13 protein-coding genes are annotated in these 15391 nt (G+C 60.1%); 7 read left to right on the forward strand and 6 right to left on the reverse strand.

What is annotated here, in order from left to right; translation table 11 throughout:
- Positions 1 to 13: 13 nt before the first annotated feature.
- The 3 genes from C7441_RS01985 to C7441_RS01995 are packed head-to-tail and all read right to left on the reverse strand — an operon-like array spanning position 14 to position 1871.
- Positions 14 to 991, reverse strand: coding sequence for an NAD-dependent epimerase/dehydratase family protein (locus C7441_RS01985; RefSeq protein WP_109611475.1), 978 nt, complete (start codon positions 989 to 991; stop codon positions 14 to 16).
- Positions 988 to 1317 (reverse strand): EthD family reductase, encoded by a 330-nt coding sequence (locus tag C7441_RS01990; protein WP_019172553.1) that lies wholly within the window; start codon positions 1315 to 1317, stop codon positions 988 to 990. Before C7441_RS01990 ends, C7441_RS01985 begins: the two co-directional genes overlap by 4 nt.
- Entirely contained in the window at positions 1314 to 1871 is a 558-nt protein-coding gene (locus C7441_RS01995; protein WP_210205598.1) for a GntR family transcriptional regulator, read from the reverse strand. The genes C7441_RS01990 and C7441_RS01995 overlap by 4 nt, the downstream gene beginning before the upstream one ends.
- On the opposite strand from C7441_RS01995, the gene C7441_RS02000 reads away from it, so the two are divergent.
- A complete protein-coding gene (locus tag C7441_RS02000; protein ID WP_170124974.1) occupies positions 1831 to 3087 on the forward strand; it encodes a TRAP transporter large permease in 1257 nt (418 codons plus the stop codon). The genes C7441_RS01995 and C7441_RS02000 overlap by 41 nt on opposite strands.
- A gap of 43 nt (positions 3088 to 3130) precedes the next feature.
- Here C7441_RS02000 and C7441_RS02005 read toward each other — a convergent pair whose 3' ends face one another.
- Positions 3131 to 5107: a BCCT family transporter gene (locus C7441_RS02005; RefSeq protein ID WP_109611477.1), complete on the reverse strand. Its 1977-nt coding sequence runs from the start codon at positions 5105 to 5107 to the stop codon at positions 3131 to 3133.
- Positions 5108 to 5402: 295 nt separating this feature from the next.
- Between C7441_RS02005 and C7441_RS02010 the strand changes: the two genes are divergently transcribed.
- The 5 genes from C7441_RS02010 to C7441_RS02030 all read left to right on the forward strand — a co-directional run bounded on the left by C7441_RS02010 (position 5403) and on the right by C7441_RS02030 (position 12061).
- Positions 5403 to 6116: a L,D-transpeptidase gene (locus tag C7441_RS02010; RefSeq protein WP_170124975.1), complete on the forward strand. Its 714-nt coding sequence runs from the start codon at positions 5403 to 5405 to the stop codon at positions 6114 to 6116.
- Between the two features lie 361 nt (positions 6117 to 6477).
- Entirely contained in the window at positions 6478 to 7065 is a 588-nt protein-coding gene (locus C7441_RS02015) for a TetR/AcrR family transcriptional regulator (RefSeq protein WP_244916033.1), read from the forward strand.
- 89 nt (positions 7066 to 7154) lie between these two features.
- On the forward strand, positions 7155 to 8369 hold the full coding sequence (locus tag C7441_RS02020) for an efflux RND transporter periplasmic adaptor subunit (protein WP_109611479.1): 1215 nt from the start codon (positions 7155 to 7157) through the stop codon (positions 8367 to 8369).
- 11 nt (positions 8370 to 8380) lie between these two features.
- Positions 8381 to 11530: an efflux RND transporter permease subunit gene (locus tag C7441_RS02025; RefSeq protein WP_109611480.1), complete on the forward strand. Its 3150-nt coding sequence runs from the start codon at positions 8381 to 8383 to the stop codon at positions 11528 to 11530.
- A 6-nt stretch (positions 11531 to 11536) separates the two neighbouring features.
- Positions 11537 to 12061 carry a TetR/AcrR family transcriptional regulator gene (locus C7441_RS02030; protein WP_109611481.1) on the forward strand — a complete coding sequence of 175 codons (525 nt, stop codon included), beginning with the start codon at positions 11537 to 11539 and terminating at the stop codon, positions 12059 to 12061.
- A 554-nt stretch (positions 12062 to 12615) separates the two neighbouring features.
- Here C7441_RS02030 and C7441_RS02040 read toward each other — a convergent pair.
- Positions 12616 to 12894, reverse strand: a complete 279-nt coding sequence (locus C7441_RS02040) for a hypothetical protein (RefSeq protein WP_109611482.1) — start codon at positions 12892 to 12894, stop codon at positions 12616 to 12618.
- 701 nt (positions 12895 to 13595) lie between these two features.
- Complete coding sequence (locus tag C7441_RS02050; protein WP_170124976.1) at positions 13596 to 14495, reverse strand: LysR family transcriptional regulator; 900 nt, start codon at positions 14493 to 14495, stop codon at positions 13596 to 13598.
- 101 nt (positions 14496 to 14596) lie between these two features.
- On the opposite strand from C7441_RS02050, the gene C7441_RS02055 reads away from it, so the two are divergent.
- Positions 14597 to 15214, forward strand: a complete 618-nt coding sequence (locus C7441_RS02055; RefSeq protein WP_425326550.1) for a LysE family translocator — start codon at positions 14597 to 14599, stop codon at positions 15212 to 15214.
- The last annotated feature ends 177 nt before the right edge of the window (positions 15215 to 15391 follow it).

The following is a 15391-nucleotide window of genomic DNA, read 5'->3' on the forward strand; positions in this document are numbered from 1 at the left end:
CGGCCGTCCAAGGTCACATGGATCGATTGGCCCGTGCGCTCGATTGCCACCAGTATCCGAGACTATCGACCAGATCATGCGAGGCGCTGAAGCCAAGCTCGTCACGCGCTTTGGAGGTGGCGGAACCTGCCGGACGCACATGGGGAAATCCTGCAAAGCCCGTACTGACCGTTCGGTCGTAGCTGACGGAGAATGGTCCATATATATCGGCAACGGTTGCGATGACCTCGTCGAGGGACCACTGCCGGGGATGAACGATATTGTAAACGCCGAGCGGCGCTCGTTCGGTTTCCAGAGCGCAGATCGCCGCGCGGGCGCAATCACGCACATCGACGAATTCTTCCTTGCCCTTCCAGATGAGAAACGGATCATCGATCCGGATCGACCTGCCGTTGCGGGCGGCCTCCACAAGAGTCGAAAACAGTCGTCCCGGAACGCTTGTCGGCGCATCGCTGCGGCCACCGACAACAGCGCCGAACCTGAGTGAAATCGTGTCCACTCCATCCAGATCGCGGTAAAGCAGCGCGAGTTGCTCTCCGGTCAGCTTGCTGATTGCGTAAAGGCTGCCGGGGCGCTGGCTGACGAGACCGAGCGCAGCATCCTCGGGAACAGGCTCGGGACCGAGCGTGGCAAAGCCGGAGTAGAGCACCGTGGTCGAGCTGACGAGGACGATGCGGCGCAGGCCGTGATGGCGGCATGCCTGCAGAAGAGTGATCGTGCCCAGCAGATTGACGCTGAGCCCCCGGACGGGATCGGTGCGCATGGCGGTCGATAGCAGCGCAGCCGTATGAACTATCTCGCGGACGTTGTGATCCACGATTGCCCGGTCAATTGCTTGAGCGTCGGTGACATCGACCGCGAGAAATTTTGTCCTCGGCGGCAATGCGGGCGGCTCGCAGATATCGACAAGAACGACATCCTTGCCCTGCGCGGCAAGGCCTTCGGCAAGTGCACAGCCGATCAGGCCAGCGCCGGTAATGAGGACGGTCATTTCTGGTCCTCAAGAACTTCGGATACAACATGGGTGACGCGGCCGGAAAACGACCCCATTCCTGCTTTTATCCGGGCCTGAACCGTTTGACGAACCGGGCTGGCGAGGGCGTCGTTCATGGCCTCGATACTATCGAAATGCAGATCGAACTGCATATAAGCAGCCGCCGCTCCGGTATCGGCCTCGGCAAGTTTCCGCAGAGTTACCCGGCGTATGCCAGGATAGGTCAGTATCTCGCGGACCACGGTCTCGCGCATGTGGCGGTCGAATTCCGGCTGCTCGGCGGCAGCCACGCTGCCCTCCAGAAATGCGCTGCGGATGATCATGCGGTTTCTCCTCCCTCGATTGCCATGCTGGCCAGCAGTTCTGTCACGACCGTTTCGGTTTTCCCTAGGTGACTGTCCATAAGTCCCAGGGCGTGCTCGGCGTCGCCGTTGATGACGGCAAGCGCGATGGCCTCATGCTCGGCCCGAATGTCGCGTGAAATGGAGCTGTCCGGGCTGGCCGTGACCAGCCGCAGCTTGCGGTACCGTTCCGAATGGTCGGTCAGCGTATTCCAGAACTGCAGGCGCCAGGCCGAACCGCAGGCCGAAACCAGCGCGAAATGGAACTGGCGATGGAAGGTTTCCCATCTTGCCGCACCTTCCCGATCATCTGCCGTATGGGGCAGGGGGGCTGAGGCGAGGAGGTGCATCGTCCGCAGGATTTCGGCTTCCCATTCGGGGGTACGGTTTGCCATCGCCATGCGCAGGCAGTTTGCCTCAAGCTCGCGCCGCGTCGAAAACAGGTCCTGCAATTCGGCAACCGAAATATGCCGTACCCATCTTGTCGGCGCATTTGTGCTCGCCTCGCTGATCCGGCTGCCAATCGCGCTCAGCATGTTTTTGGCCGGTGCCGTGTATTTCATCGTGACCAGCCAGGATCTTGGCCTGCTGGCCGATCAGGTGATGGGGCAGATGACGGGGATCTATGTTCTCGTTGCCATCCCCATGTTCATTCTTGCTGCCAATGTGATGAACGATAGCGGCATCAGCGAACGCCTTTGGGGCGCCGCCGACGCGCTTGTCGGCCGCTTGCGCGGCGGCACGGGACACGTCACCGTTCTCGTCAGCATCATCTTTTCCTCGATGACCGGAAGCGCGGTGACGGAGGCCGCCGGCCCCGGCGTCGTAGCCGTCAAGATGATGCGCAAGATCGGCCGCTACCCGATCGAACTTGCCGTGGCCGTCACGGCGGCGGCAAGCGTGATCGCACCCGTTATTCCGCCTTCGATACCGCTGGTGATTTATGCCATGCTGTCGGGCGCATCGGTCGGAACGCTGTTTCTTGCCGGTATCGTACCGGGCCTTCTCATGGCCCTGATTATCATGACGACAATCGCGGTCATGGCGCGGTTCTATGATTTGCCGACCGGCACCGGCGCGCGGATTGGCGAAACGATGCCGCGCCTGGGGCGGGCCGCGCTGCCGATGACACTGCCCGTGGTGCTTTTGGGCGGCATATGGACAGGCTGGTTCAGCCCGACCGAGTCCGCGGCTGTTGCCGCGCTTTGGGGGATGGTTCTGGGTATCCTGATCATGCGTACGCTTCAGCTGCGGCAGTTGCCGGGAGCGTTTGAAACCTCCGTCCGGCAGATGGCGGCCACGATGCTGCTGATTGCCAGTGCCTTTGTCGTCAACTACGCGATTGCCAATGAAGGGCTGGGGGCAGCGCTGGTTCGCTGGATTTCCTCCATGGAGCTGACGCAACTGCAGTTCATGCTCCTGGTCAACGCCATTCTGCTCGTTCTGGGCTGCTTCCTCGACGGATCGGTTATCCTCCTGGTGGTCATTCCGCTGCTGCTGCCAAGCGTCAAGGCCTTGGGGATCGACCTGAACTACTTTGGTGTCGTCGTGGTCATCAACTTCATGATCGGGTTGATTTCACCGCCATACGGTCTGGTGCTGTTCGTGCTTTCCAGTCTCACGGGTGCGCCGCTTCAAAAGGTATTTGTCGCGATACTTCCCTTTGTCGCTTCGCTCATCATGCTGCTATTACTCCTGGTGATCTTCCCACAAATCATTCTGTTCCTCCCGCATATGTTCGGATATTACTGATCCGAAAGCGGGATGGCCTTTTTACTGAAGCAATATGGATACTCTAATGTTCGGGCGCGGTCACCAGCAGGGCCGTTTCCGTAGACTTCACCAGGCCAAGATAGCGTTCGAACTGCACCAGGACGTCATTGATGATCTGTTCCTGCGACATGCCCATGATGTCGTAGCCCCGGCTGCCGTCCGAGAAAAACGTATGGGCTTCATAGCGCAAGCCCATGTTCATCGCCTCGAACGCCGTGAAGGCGGGCAGCTTGTGTTCGCTCGTGCGCACACCGTAGATGAAATCGCGGACGCCCTGCGCCGGGACCGTCAATGAAACGGCGCCGGTTTCGGCGTCGCGCTCCACGACTGCGTTCAGCGAACGCCGCCCCAGTTCGTCAGCCACGGCCTTGAGGGCGGGCAGGGCGGACTTTTCCAGAAAGCGTTCGATGTCCTTCTCATCCGGTGCGCTGAGCACCAGAGCCAATCGCTTCTGCCATGGCACTCCCGATGCGGGGTGCGCCTGGGACGCTCCGTTCAGCAGCGTACGACTCAGCGCTACGTCGGCGTTCATGCCCTGGAACAGCGACCAGACAAGGGCCAGCATCACCAGAGAAAACGGCAAGGCCGTCGAAATCGTGGCTGACTGCAGCGCGGAAAGTCCGCCGGCGGCGAGCAGAACAGCTGCGACCGCACCACCAAGCGCGCACCAGAAGACGCGCTGGAGCGGATGGGTGTCGGTCCTGCCGCCCGCAGCGATGGTGTCGATGACCAGCGAGCCTGAATCCGCCGAGGTGACGAAGAAAATGGCGACGAGCGCCACCGTGAGCGTGGAGGTGAGCGCAGGCAATGGCAGATACTGGAAGAACTGGAACAGCGCCACCGACAGATCGGCCTGAACCTCCCTGGCAAGCGCGCCGTTTGCCACCGTCATGTCTACATACATGGCGGTGTTCCCGAATACGGTCATCCAGAAGAAGGTAAATCCCGCCGGTATGAAGAGAACGGCCGCTACGAATTCGCGGACTGTGCGACCGCGCGAGATGCGGGCGATGAACATGCCCACAAAAGGCGACCACGAAATCCACCACGCCCAGTAGAACAGCGTCCATTTGTCGATCCATGGCCGCGGTTCGTAGGCGTAGATATTGAAAGTGCGCAGCATAAGCGTATCAAGATAGAGCCCGATATTCTGGACGAAGTCCCGCATCAGGATTGTGGTCGGGCCGACGGACAGCACAAACAGCATCAGCAGAACCGCGACCGAAAGATTGATCTCGCTAAGAATGCGCACGCCCCTCTCAACGCCGGTGATGGCGGAGATGGTGGCGATGGCCGTCACGACGATGACCAGCAGGATCTGGACATAAATCGATACCGGGACGCCCAGCAGATAGTTCAGTCCCGCATTGATCTGGAGGACGCCGAAGCCAAGCGACGTTGCCAGGCCGAATAGCGTGCCGCAGATCGCAAAGATGTCCACTGCATGGCCGATCGGCCCGTTGATCCGTTCCTTCAGGATCGGATAGAGCCCGGACCTGATCGTCAGTGGCAGGTTGTAGCGATGGCCAAAATAGGCGAGCGAGAGACCGACCACGGCATAGACCGCCCAGGCGTGGATGCCCCAATGGAAGAAGGTGACGCTCATGGCCTGGCGCTGCGCCGCAACCGACAAGGGCTCGGCTTCGGGGGGCAAGGCAAAATGCGTCATCGGCTCGCCCACCGCGAAATACATCAGGCCGATGCCCATTCCCGCGGCGAACAACATGGCCATCCAGGACAGGAACGGAAAATCCGGTTCCGAATCGTCGGGGCCAAGCTTCAGGTCGCCATAGCGTCCGAAGACCAGGAAAATCATGGAAAACAGGAAGATGGCGACCGCGAGCAAATAAAGCCAGCCGAAACGGGACAGGATGCCGGCCTGCATCGCAGTGAAGAGTGCTTCAGCCTGTCCGGGCACCAGCGTGCCGATGCCGACGAACACGGCAATGATCGCCGCAGATCCAAAGAAAACCGGCGCATTGATGACGAATCTGGACACGACACTCCTCCTCGCGCGGCTTGCCGCTTTCCGCCGATTATGCTCCAGGCGCTCTTTCCACGAGCAGATAGGGCAAGATGTGACTTTCGTCATGTGCAGGCAACGGTGCCGGAAATAACCCCCTTCGCCATCGCCGTGCCTTTGGCTGCGTGACTCAATGCGGGTCCTTTTCTAGAGAATTTCGAGGTTTCAGCGCTCATTGAGCTCGTCACGCGCCATCCGGTAGCCGACATTTAAGGTTGGCTTAAGGTCTCTCCTGTCATTCGCGGTCCAGAACTGACAAGAGGACACGTTTTTGAGTACGCAAAGCCGACACTCCGCCGCGCTCGGCCGGCGCGCATTCCTTGCAGGGGCCGGAGCGCTGGCACTGGCCGGATGCACGTCCACACGGCAAATCGAGCAAGTGGCCTCGCCGGTAAAACCTCTGCCACCGGCGGCACCGCCCATCTACTATGCGCTGCCCAATGAGCGCTTTCCCATTCCCGAGGTCGACGTTTCCAAGATCGACCGGAAGTGGTGGCGAACCGACGTGGATTACCCGACCGCCGAAAAGGTCGGAACGGTGATCGTCGATACGCCGAACCGCTATCTTTACCATATCCAGCGGGGTGGCCGGGCCACGCGTTATGGCGTCGGTGTTGGCCGCGCGGGGTTCGAATGGGCGGGCCGCGGCCACATCGCCTACAAGCGGGAATGGCCGCGCTGGAACCCTCCCGACGAAATGGTCGCGCGCCAGCCAGCGCTTGAACCCTACTCCATCGCCAATGGCGGCATGGGGCCGGGGCTCAACAATCCGCTCGGATCGCGCGCGCTTTATATTCATGAAGGCAATCGGGATACGATCTACCGAATCCACGGCAGCCCTGAATACTCAACCATCGGACGGGCAGTCTCGTCGGGATGCATCCGCATGATCAACCAGGACGTGATCCATCTGGCCGAGAACGTTCGCGACGGCAGCACCATCGTCGTCATCCCCGATCCGGCCATGAGCAACCTGGTGGGTTAAGCGCGACAGTCGCATCAGCGAGCGCGTCTGCGGACGATACCCGAAAGGAAAATGTAGCCGCACCGCGTGCGCGATGGTCTGTAACGGAAACGATGACGCTGTAGCTGACAGCGGGCGAGTTCATCCCAAATCGCATGCACGCGCGATGCGGATGCCGCATTGGGCGCACGGCCACCTTTATACCGTCGTCGTTTCAACGCTCTCCATCTTCTCACTTCAAATCGTGATTTCTGAGCTGTGGCAGATCACGGTTTGTTGAGATTTTGATGCCCCGTTTCCGGTTAGGCCATCGTTGATAAATATTGCTGCGGCGCATATATAATAACCAAACAGTCGGATATTAATTAGTGGATGCCTGCGCATGGCTCGCCCCAGAGTGATCGAACAAAACGACATTCTCGATGCTGCAGAAGCTGTCGTCGTTCGCGACGGTGCCGCGCATTTGACCCTTGATGCGGTGGCCGCAGAGGCCGGGATCAGCAAAGGCAGCGTTATCTATGACTACAAGACCAAGCATCAGCTCATCAAAGCCGTGATCGAGCGGCGCCTCGAAAAGGAAGAGATCCGCATCCGGGCAGCAACGGCAGGGTTGGATCCGGTTTCGAGTATTTCGATACGTGGGCTGATCGAGGCTGCCGCGGACGCGCTGACGGATGATGCGCGGGCGGTAGCAGTCAATCTTGGCGCGGCGCTTGCACAGGACGATGAACTGCGTAAGCCCATAGTGGATTTCTACGGCCGTATCATCGCTTCGATTATGGCAACGTCGAAAAGTCCTCGGGGCGGCCTTCTGGCGTTCCTCGCCCTTGAGGGCCTCAAGGCACTGGAATGGCACAATTTACATTTCTGGCCAGAGGATGAACGCCAGCGCATTCTGCAGGAAATCGGCTGGCTGGTCGACACTGATCCTGCGCCCGACATGATCGCCAGGGAGTCGGGCTCTTCATAACCCGTTGCCGAAAGCAACTCTCCTCATCGCTGTAACCGATCCGGCGCCCGCAACCGGACCGGTGCCAATCATCATCTGGATCCCATTTCATGCACGTTTTTGTTTTTTCGCTGAAGATTGCCGCAACAGCTGCTCTTCTTTCATTGGTCGCCGCCTGCAGCGAAGCGGAAAGCTCAGCCGAAGCACCGGCGGCACCGCCGCCTCCCGCCGTCAGCATGGTTGAAGTGGTGCCGGAGGCGATCCCGATCCTGAACGAACTCCCCGGCCGTATCGCACCTACCCGCATTGCGGAAGTGCGTCCGCGCGTGTCGGGCATCGTGCTGGAGCGCGTCTTCGAGCAGGGCAGTCTCGTCGAGGAGGGCGACGTCCTTTACCGCATCGATCCGCAGCCCTTCCGCGTGCAGGTCGCCAGTGCCGAGGCAACGTTGCAGCGTGCGCAGTCTGTCCAGCTTCGGGCGCGCCAGGAAGCAGACCGTCAGACGCGCCTGCGCGAACGCAATGTCTCCAGCGGACAGCAGATGGACAATGCGGTGGCGGCACTCGCGCAGGCGGACGCAGAAGTTGCGATAGCCGATGCGGGTCTCGCCGCCGCGCAGCTCAATCTCGACTACGCCAACATCAAGGCGCCGATCTCTGGTCGCATAGGCCGGGCGATGATTACCGAGGGGGCGCTGGTCAGCGCCAATAGCGCCGAAAGCCTGGCTACCATCCAGCAACTCGATCCCGTCTATGCCGACTTCACCCAATCGGCGAACGAACTCTTGCGGCTTCGCCGCGCGCTCGAGAATGGTGCTGTAACGAATGCCGCTCCGGGTGAAGCCCGTGTCTTGCTGCGAATGGATGATGGCAGCGAATACGCCCATGCCGGTCGCCTGCTGTTTCTCGAGGCGGCTGTCGACGCAACAACCGGGCAAGTGACGCTTCGTGGCGAGTTTCCCAATCCGGAAGGCGACTTGTTACCCGGCATGTATGTGCGCGTGCTGATCGAGCAGGGCGTACAGGAAAACGCGATCGCTATCCCGCAGCAGGCAATCCAGCGTGATTCCGGCGGTCGCTCCCAGGTCTATGTCATCACCGACGAGAACCTGGCTGAACTGAGGACAGTGCGGCTGGGGCGTGTGGTCGGAGAGCGCTGGGTTGTCGAAGAGGGTCTGAAAGCCGGAGACAAGGTTGTCGTGGAAGGGTTTCAGAAGATCAGACCCGGTGCGCCGGTAACCGCGCAGCCGTGGACCCCCGATAGCCCCAGGTCTGCAACGGATGGTGACGCACCGGTCAACGCCAACGGCGAATCCACGGCCGGATAAGGACGCTCGATATGCCCCAGTTTTTCATTGAACGACCCATCTTTGCCTGGGTCGTGGCGATCTTCATCATGCTGGCTGGCGTCATCGCCATTCCGTTCCTGCCGGTCGCCCAATATCCGAACGTGGCCCCGCCGCAGATTTCCGTCTATGCCAACTACGCCGGCGCGTCGCCGGAAGACATCTATCGCAGCGTCACGAGCCCGATTGAAGAAGAACTGAACGGCGTCAACGGGCTGATCTATTTTGAATCCACCTCGGATTCGTCGGGAATGATCAGCATCACCGCGACCTTTGCGCCCGGCACCAATAGTGCCCAGGCTTCCATCGACGTCCAGAACGCCATCCGTCGCGTCGAGCCGCGCCTGCCGCAGGTCGTCAAGCAGACCGGCATTCAGGTGCAGGAAGCCGGAACCGGCTTCCTGATGATGGTCGCGCTGACATCGACGGATGGCTCTGTCGATGTCGTTGGCCTTGGCGACTATCTCAGCCGCAACGTGCTGAGCGAAATCCGGCGTATCGACGGGGTCGGCCGCGCACAGCTCTTTGCCACCCAGCGCGCCATGCGCATCTGGATCGACCCCGACAAGATGGTCGGATTGAACCTGACTTCGGATGATATCACCAATGCTATCCGTTCGCAGAACGCTCAGGTCGCTGCCGGCCGCATCGGTGCGCAGCCCAATCCGGTCACCCAGCAGATTTCAGCCACGGTGCTGGTCCGTGGCCAGCTTACATCGGCGGAAGAATTCGGCTCGATCGTGCTGCGCGCCAATCCCGATGGTTCATCTGTTCGGCTGTCGGACGTGGCCCGTATCCAGGTAGGTGCCGAAAACTACAATTTCGCGACAAGATTGAACGGTCAGCCGAGTGCCGCCATCGCAGTGCAGCTCTCGCCGACCGGCAATGCCCTGGCCACATCCAATGCGGTTCGCGCGCAAATGGAAGAACTTGCGCGGTTCTTCCCGGCAGGCCTCGAGTATTCGATCCCCTACGACACCTCACCGTTCGTCAAGGTGTCCATCGAAAAGGTGATCCACACGCTTCTCGAGGCGATGGTGCTCGTCTTTGCGGTGATGTTCCTGTTCCTGCAGAACTTCCGCTACACGATCATCCCGACTCTGGTGGTTCCGGTGGCGCTGCTGGGCACCTGCGCGGTCATGCTCGCAACCGGTTTCTCCATCAACGTCCTGACAATGTTCGCGATGGTGCTGGCCATCGGCATTCTGGTCGACGACGCCATTGTGGTGGTCGAGAATGTCGAGCGCATCATGGCCGAGGAAGGCCTGTCTCCGAAAGAGGCGACGCGCAAGGCGATGAAGCAGATCACCGGCGCGATCATCGGCATCACGCTGGTCTTGACGGCTGTATTCGTGCCCATGGCGTTTTTCCCCGGCGCAGTCGGCGTCATCTACCAGCAGTTCAGCCTGACGATGGTTGTGTCGATCCTGTTCTCCGGCTTCCTTGCTCTCTCGCTGACACCCGCACTTTGCGCCAGCTTCCTGAAGCCGATCGCCAAGGGCCATCATGACGAGAAGAAGGGCTTCTTCGGCTGGTTCAACCGGGGGTTCAACCGGACAGCCGCAAGCTACACCTCATCCGTCGGCTGGATCGTCAAGCGGACAGGCCGCTTCATGGTGATTTACCTGGCGCTCCTGGTCGGCCTGGGTTGGTCGTTCATCAAGCTGCCGACGTCGTTCCTGCCGAATGAAGATCAGGGCTTTGTCCTTGTCGACATTCAGGGCACGCCGGAATCCAGCAGCGTCCGCACGCAGGAGATCGTCAAGCAGGTGGAGACCGTCTTCAACGGCGAGGAAGCCGTCGACCGCATGGTAGTGGTCAGGGGGTTCAGTTTTTCAGGCGCGGGCGACAATGCCGGGTTGGCGTTCGTCACGCTCAAAGACTGGAGCGAACGTGACGAGCAGAACTCGGCGACGGCGATAGCCGGTCGCGCAAACCGCGCGCTGTTCCAGATCAAGGACGCGATTTCGTTTGCACTCTCGCCTCCGCCCATCCAGGGACTGGGTACGTCCAACGGTTTCACCTTCCGCCTTCAGGATCGGGCAGGGCAGGGACAAACAGCGCTGGCTGCCGCGCGCGACCAACTCATGGCTGCGGCGGCAAAGAGCGAGGTTATTACCGGCATGCGCGTAGAAGGCATGCCCGATGCCGCGCAGGTCAACCTGCTCATCGACCGTGAGAAGGCGAATACCTTCGGCGTGAGTTTCGCCGACATCAACTCGACGATTTCGGCCAATCTCGGGTCCGCCTATGTGAATGACTTCCCCAATGCCGGCAAGATGCAGCGCGTCACCGTGCAATCGGATGCGGAACGCCGCATGCAGACCGACGACTTGCTGAACCTTAACGTGCGCAATGCCAATGGCGGCATGGTTCCGCTGTCGTCCTTTGCCAGTGTGGAGTGGCAAAAAGGCCCGGCGCAGATCGTCGGCTACAATGGCTATCCGTCGGTTCGCATCGGCGGGCAGGCGGCGCCCGGCTATTCTTCAGGCGCGGCCATCGAAGAGATGGAGCGGCTCGCGGACCAGTTGCCGGCAGGTTTCGGCTATGAGTGGACGGGGCAGTCCCTGCAGGAAATTCAGTCCGGTTCGCAGGCTCCGGCGCTGATCGGGCTCAGCATCGTGTTCGTTTTCCTGCTTTTGGCCGCGCTTTACGAAAGCTGGTCGATCCCGCTGTCGGTGATCCTGGTCGTGCCGCTTGGCGTCATCGGCTCGGTTCTGGCCGTGACGTTCATGGGCATGGAGAACGACGTTTATTTCAAGGTCGGGTTGATCGCCATCATCGGCCTCTCCGCCAAGAACGCGATCCTGATCATCGAGTTCGCCAAGGACCTGCGCAAGGAGGGCCTGTCGCTGCTCGAGGCGACGGTGGAGGCCGCCAAGCTGCGCTTCCGGCCGATCATCATGACATCGCTCGCCTTCAGCCTTGGCGTCGTGCCGCTGGCAATCGCCACCGGCGCAAGCGCGGCCAGCCAGAACGCCATCGGCACCGGCGTGCTCGGCGGGATGATCTCGGCGACGGTGCTTGCGGTGTTCTTCGTGCCGGTCTTCTTCGTCTTTGTCGCGAAGCTGTTCGGACGCGGCAAGGCAGAAGCCAGTGCGGACCGGCAAGTGAGCGAAGCGCCTCGCTTGCCGGCAGAGTGAAATTCTATGCTTGCCGATGCTGGAAAGGAGGCCACTTGTACCGAAGGCCCAGGGCCGAAGGAACGCATCTTCCATGCGGTGATATCGGTCGCGTTGCGAAACGGTTTTGGTAAGGTCGCCTTGAGCTTGGTCGCCCGTGATGCGGGCCTCAGCAAGGGTGGGCTGCTCTACCACTTCGCGACCAAGAATGACCTGATCAGCGCCATGCTGGAGTACTACGCAAACCGGACGGCATGTCATCCCCGGCCTGTCCACTACGGCGGGGCCGACGTAACCAGTTCTGGCTGCAACCCGTTCGCTGTGGCGGTGCTTATCGCCGCTGCGGAGAACCCCTTGCTGCTTGAACCTTTCGGTCAAATACTTCAATCGGCTGAGACCAGAAAGGGTGGAAAGCCAATGCAGCGGCCTCTGCCCTTGCTCGGGAATCTCGCCAATCGGCTCTGTCTCGGTGCAATGGTGGCCGTGGATCGGCAAAAGAATGCCCCGACGGGTCCGGCAACGTTGTGCATCGGGGCCAACGGCTGGGGGTGACGATGGCGGCCACCGGCATGACGGGCTTGTAGAACCGGTAGCGCAGTTGGACCCGCCTGATGAAGCGTGACCTGGTGGCACCCTGGCTCGCCACCCGCGATCCCCGTACACCCGTCATCGCCAAGGCGATGGCGGTCGTCGTCGCCGCTTGTGCGCTTCCCCCGATCGACACCTGATCCCGGACCTTGTCCCGGTGCTTAGGTTATCCTGACGACGCCGCTCGGCATCATGCTGGCGGTCTTGCTCATCCCGCCAGATCTGATGGCGGAGTTCCGTGAGGCCGCGGCACAGCGCCTGGTACGGCCATCGAGTCTGATTGGACTCGCCTTCATCTTCATCCAGTGGCTTGCCACAGCTACTTTTCTGCCCTGGTGGCTCTGGCCGCGAACTGCGCTCTGACCCATCGGCATTTCATCATCAACGGCAAACCTTCCGCATGCACGACCAGGCCTGCGGGGCGGCTCGGCCTCGGGGAACAGGTATCTTCAGACATGGCAAGGGCGGCGAGGCCGAAGCCTCGCCGCCCAAATAGCTCTGTTAGTCTATGTCAGTGATCAGTTGCTGCCATAGAGGATGCGCGGGCTGGCACCGAGTTTGGTGTCGGTCGCGCCAATGGCAGCGCTCGATGCAAAATCATTGATGCCGGGCACATTGACGACGACCGAGGTCGGCGCGGCGTCGCCCGAAAGGGCGGTGACTTCGGGAGCGGTCGTGGCGATCACGCCCTGGGCTTCATAGGTCACGGCCGGAGCCGCATCACCGAAGCGTTCGCTGGCAACAGCGGCGCCGGAGGTAAGCAGAACGGCGGCAAGCGTGAGAACGGTCTTTTTCATTTCAACTCTCCATCAATCTGAATTGGCGGTCGCCGAAGCGATCTGATGTGATGAAGATATGTGAACGAATTAGGAGTTTATAGGTGCGTTATTGTGAACAATCCGTTGAGCGGTGGCTATTTCACATTAGCGAGAGCAGGGCAGGGTCATATTTGACGTGAATGAGATGGAGGAGGAGGCGATGTGTTGCACACTCTGGAATTTTGATCGTCTATGAATGGTGCATCGACGGTCCCGACGGCGCTGTCGCCACCATACCCCTTCAGCCGCGACTGCTCACCGAGGACATGGCGGCATTGCGGTTCGCGGCCCTGGCCGGCATAGGCGTCTGCCAATTGCCGACCATCGTTATACGTCACGATCTGGAAGCTGGCCGATCATCCAGATCGATTGTAAGTAGGTGCGTTTTGTCTGCGGTTCCTTGTGTGCGATAAGCCATCGGTATCGGTACAAGTCGCAGCTCAAGATAGAACCCAATTGGCTACATCAGAAAATCGCATAATATGCATTATGGAACAAATGCGGTAATACCGGGTATAATGCTCCACTAGCCCTCTACAGCTATGTCGGATCACGTCACAAGGTGGCTACGTTCGGGACGGCTTTCTTCCTGACGGTTTTGATTTGGTCCTTCGCAATCGTTCTCGAATGCGGCTATTCCTCTGCTTCCGGCAAGACCGTTTCTTCGACTTGCCCCGGCTTCAACCGTGACGTTCAGATGCCATATATCCTCGCCTTGAAACCTGGCGACCCTGTGGTCTGTTGGCCGTGATCCATTTTATGATCGAGCGTGTGAGCAGAGCGGTTTCTTCCGATAGCCCCGGTCGGACATGGGCCGCGAATTCCACATCGGGTAGCGGCGGCAGTAGATCAGTGGACTCCGACGATGGCAAAGCCGCTGGAATCGAAGTGGAATTCAGGGGCGTGACCGCAAGCCCGGCCGCGGCCATGGCCGTCAAACTGCCGAGGCTGGGGCTAACGGTGGCAATTCTCCATTTGCAGTTTTTCGAGGCGAGCGCGGCAAGGGCGGCGTCCCGATAGGGACATGGCTCCGGAAATACAGCGAGCGGAACAGGTGAATCGACTTCGAGAAGGGTCTCTCCGAGCGCCCATCTGAGCTGCTCATTCCACAGATGGATCCCCGACTGGTCTCCCCTGCATCGGCAGCCGACAATCAGATCAAGTTCGCCCCTGTCCATGCTTTCGAGCAGCGCAGGCGTGTTCGAGATTTGTATCTCCAGCGTTCTCGCCGTCCGGGTGTCCTGAAACTTCCCCAGCACCGATGGCAGCCAAGTGCTCGTAAGATCATCCGATGCGCCAATTCGCAGATGAACCGCGCTGCCGCCTCCCCTCATGAGGATCTGGGCCTCCTCACTCAGGCGCAAGATCGCCCGGGCATATCCAAGCAGCGCCTGTCCTTGCTGGGTCAAGGTGACCGTGCGGGTGCTGCGCTCAAAAAGAGCGGAGCCCGTCTGATCTTCAAGTCTGCGAATATGCGCGCTGACCGCGGACTGCGTCAGGTTCACCTGCTGTCCGGCCTTCGTGAAGCTCGACAGGCTGGCAACCGCCTCGAAGGTGCGAAGCAGCGGGATATCGAACATCGATTTACCTCGGATCATACTTAGTAGCATGATGATAAATCATTTCTCATGATCAATGAAGGCTGCTTGACTGATCCTGTCTAGAGACGGGATTGCTGCCTTTGTCGTTGGAAAGCTGGATACCCTTCGCCTTTGCCACGCTTGCCTTTGCCTGCATGCCGGGCCCCGCCATTCTCTACATGTCGGCGCAAACCCTGGCTTACGGGCACCGGGCTGGCCTTGTGGCTGCGCTTGGCGTGCATCTGGGCTGCTATGTCCACATTGCGGCGGCGTCTGTCGGGCTGGCGGCGCTTCTTCATCATGCGCCCCCGGTCTATTCGGTCATCAGGTTTACCGGCGCGCTCTACATGCTGTGGCTGGGTGGCCGAATGATTTTTTCGGCGAACCGACAGCAGGACACGGAAGACGTTGCTCACCACAGGAGAGTTCTGCGGGACAGCTTCGTGGTGGAGGTCCTCAATCCGAAGTCAGCGCTGTTTTTCCTGACATTCCTGCCGCAATTCGTTCAGCCGGAAGCCGCATTTCCCATCTGGTTGCAGTTTCTCATCCTGGGCACCCTCGTCAACGGTGCATTCTCGATTGCCGATCTCGCGTCGGTGGGAATCTCGTCCTTTGCCTCCCCGCTCGTATCGTCAACGAGATCCCATGCCTGGGTCTCGAGAGCCAGCGGCACCATCCTTGTCGGGCTCAGCATCGCCATCATGATGCGCTATGTTTGAGGCCGGACCTCATTTGAAGCACCTGTTTCGGCCCGCTTCGCCGGCAGTGGCTTTCTCACCACATAGCCGTCGCAACATGGCGTCATAGTCCATTCAGACGGTTTTTCTTTTCCACATTTCCTGGACTTATCCGCCTGCAATTGGTTGCGTTTCTTGCACCCTGGCGAAGCACTGCGT

The sequence above is a fragment of the Pseudaminobacter salicylatoxidans genome, from assembly GCF_003148475.1.
Taxonomy (GTDB): domain Bacteria; phylum Pseudomonadota; class Alphaproteobacteria; order Rhizobiales; family Rhizobiaceae; genus Pseudaminobacter; species Pseudaminobacter salicylatoxidans.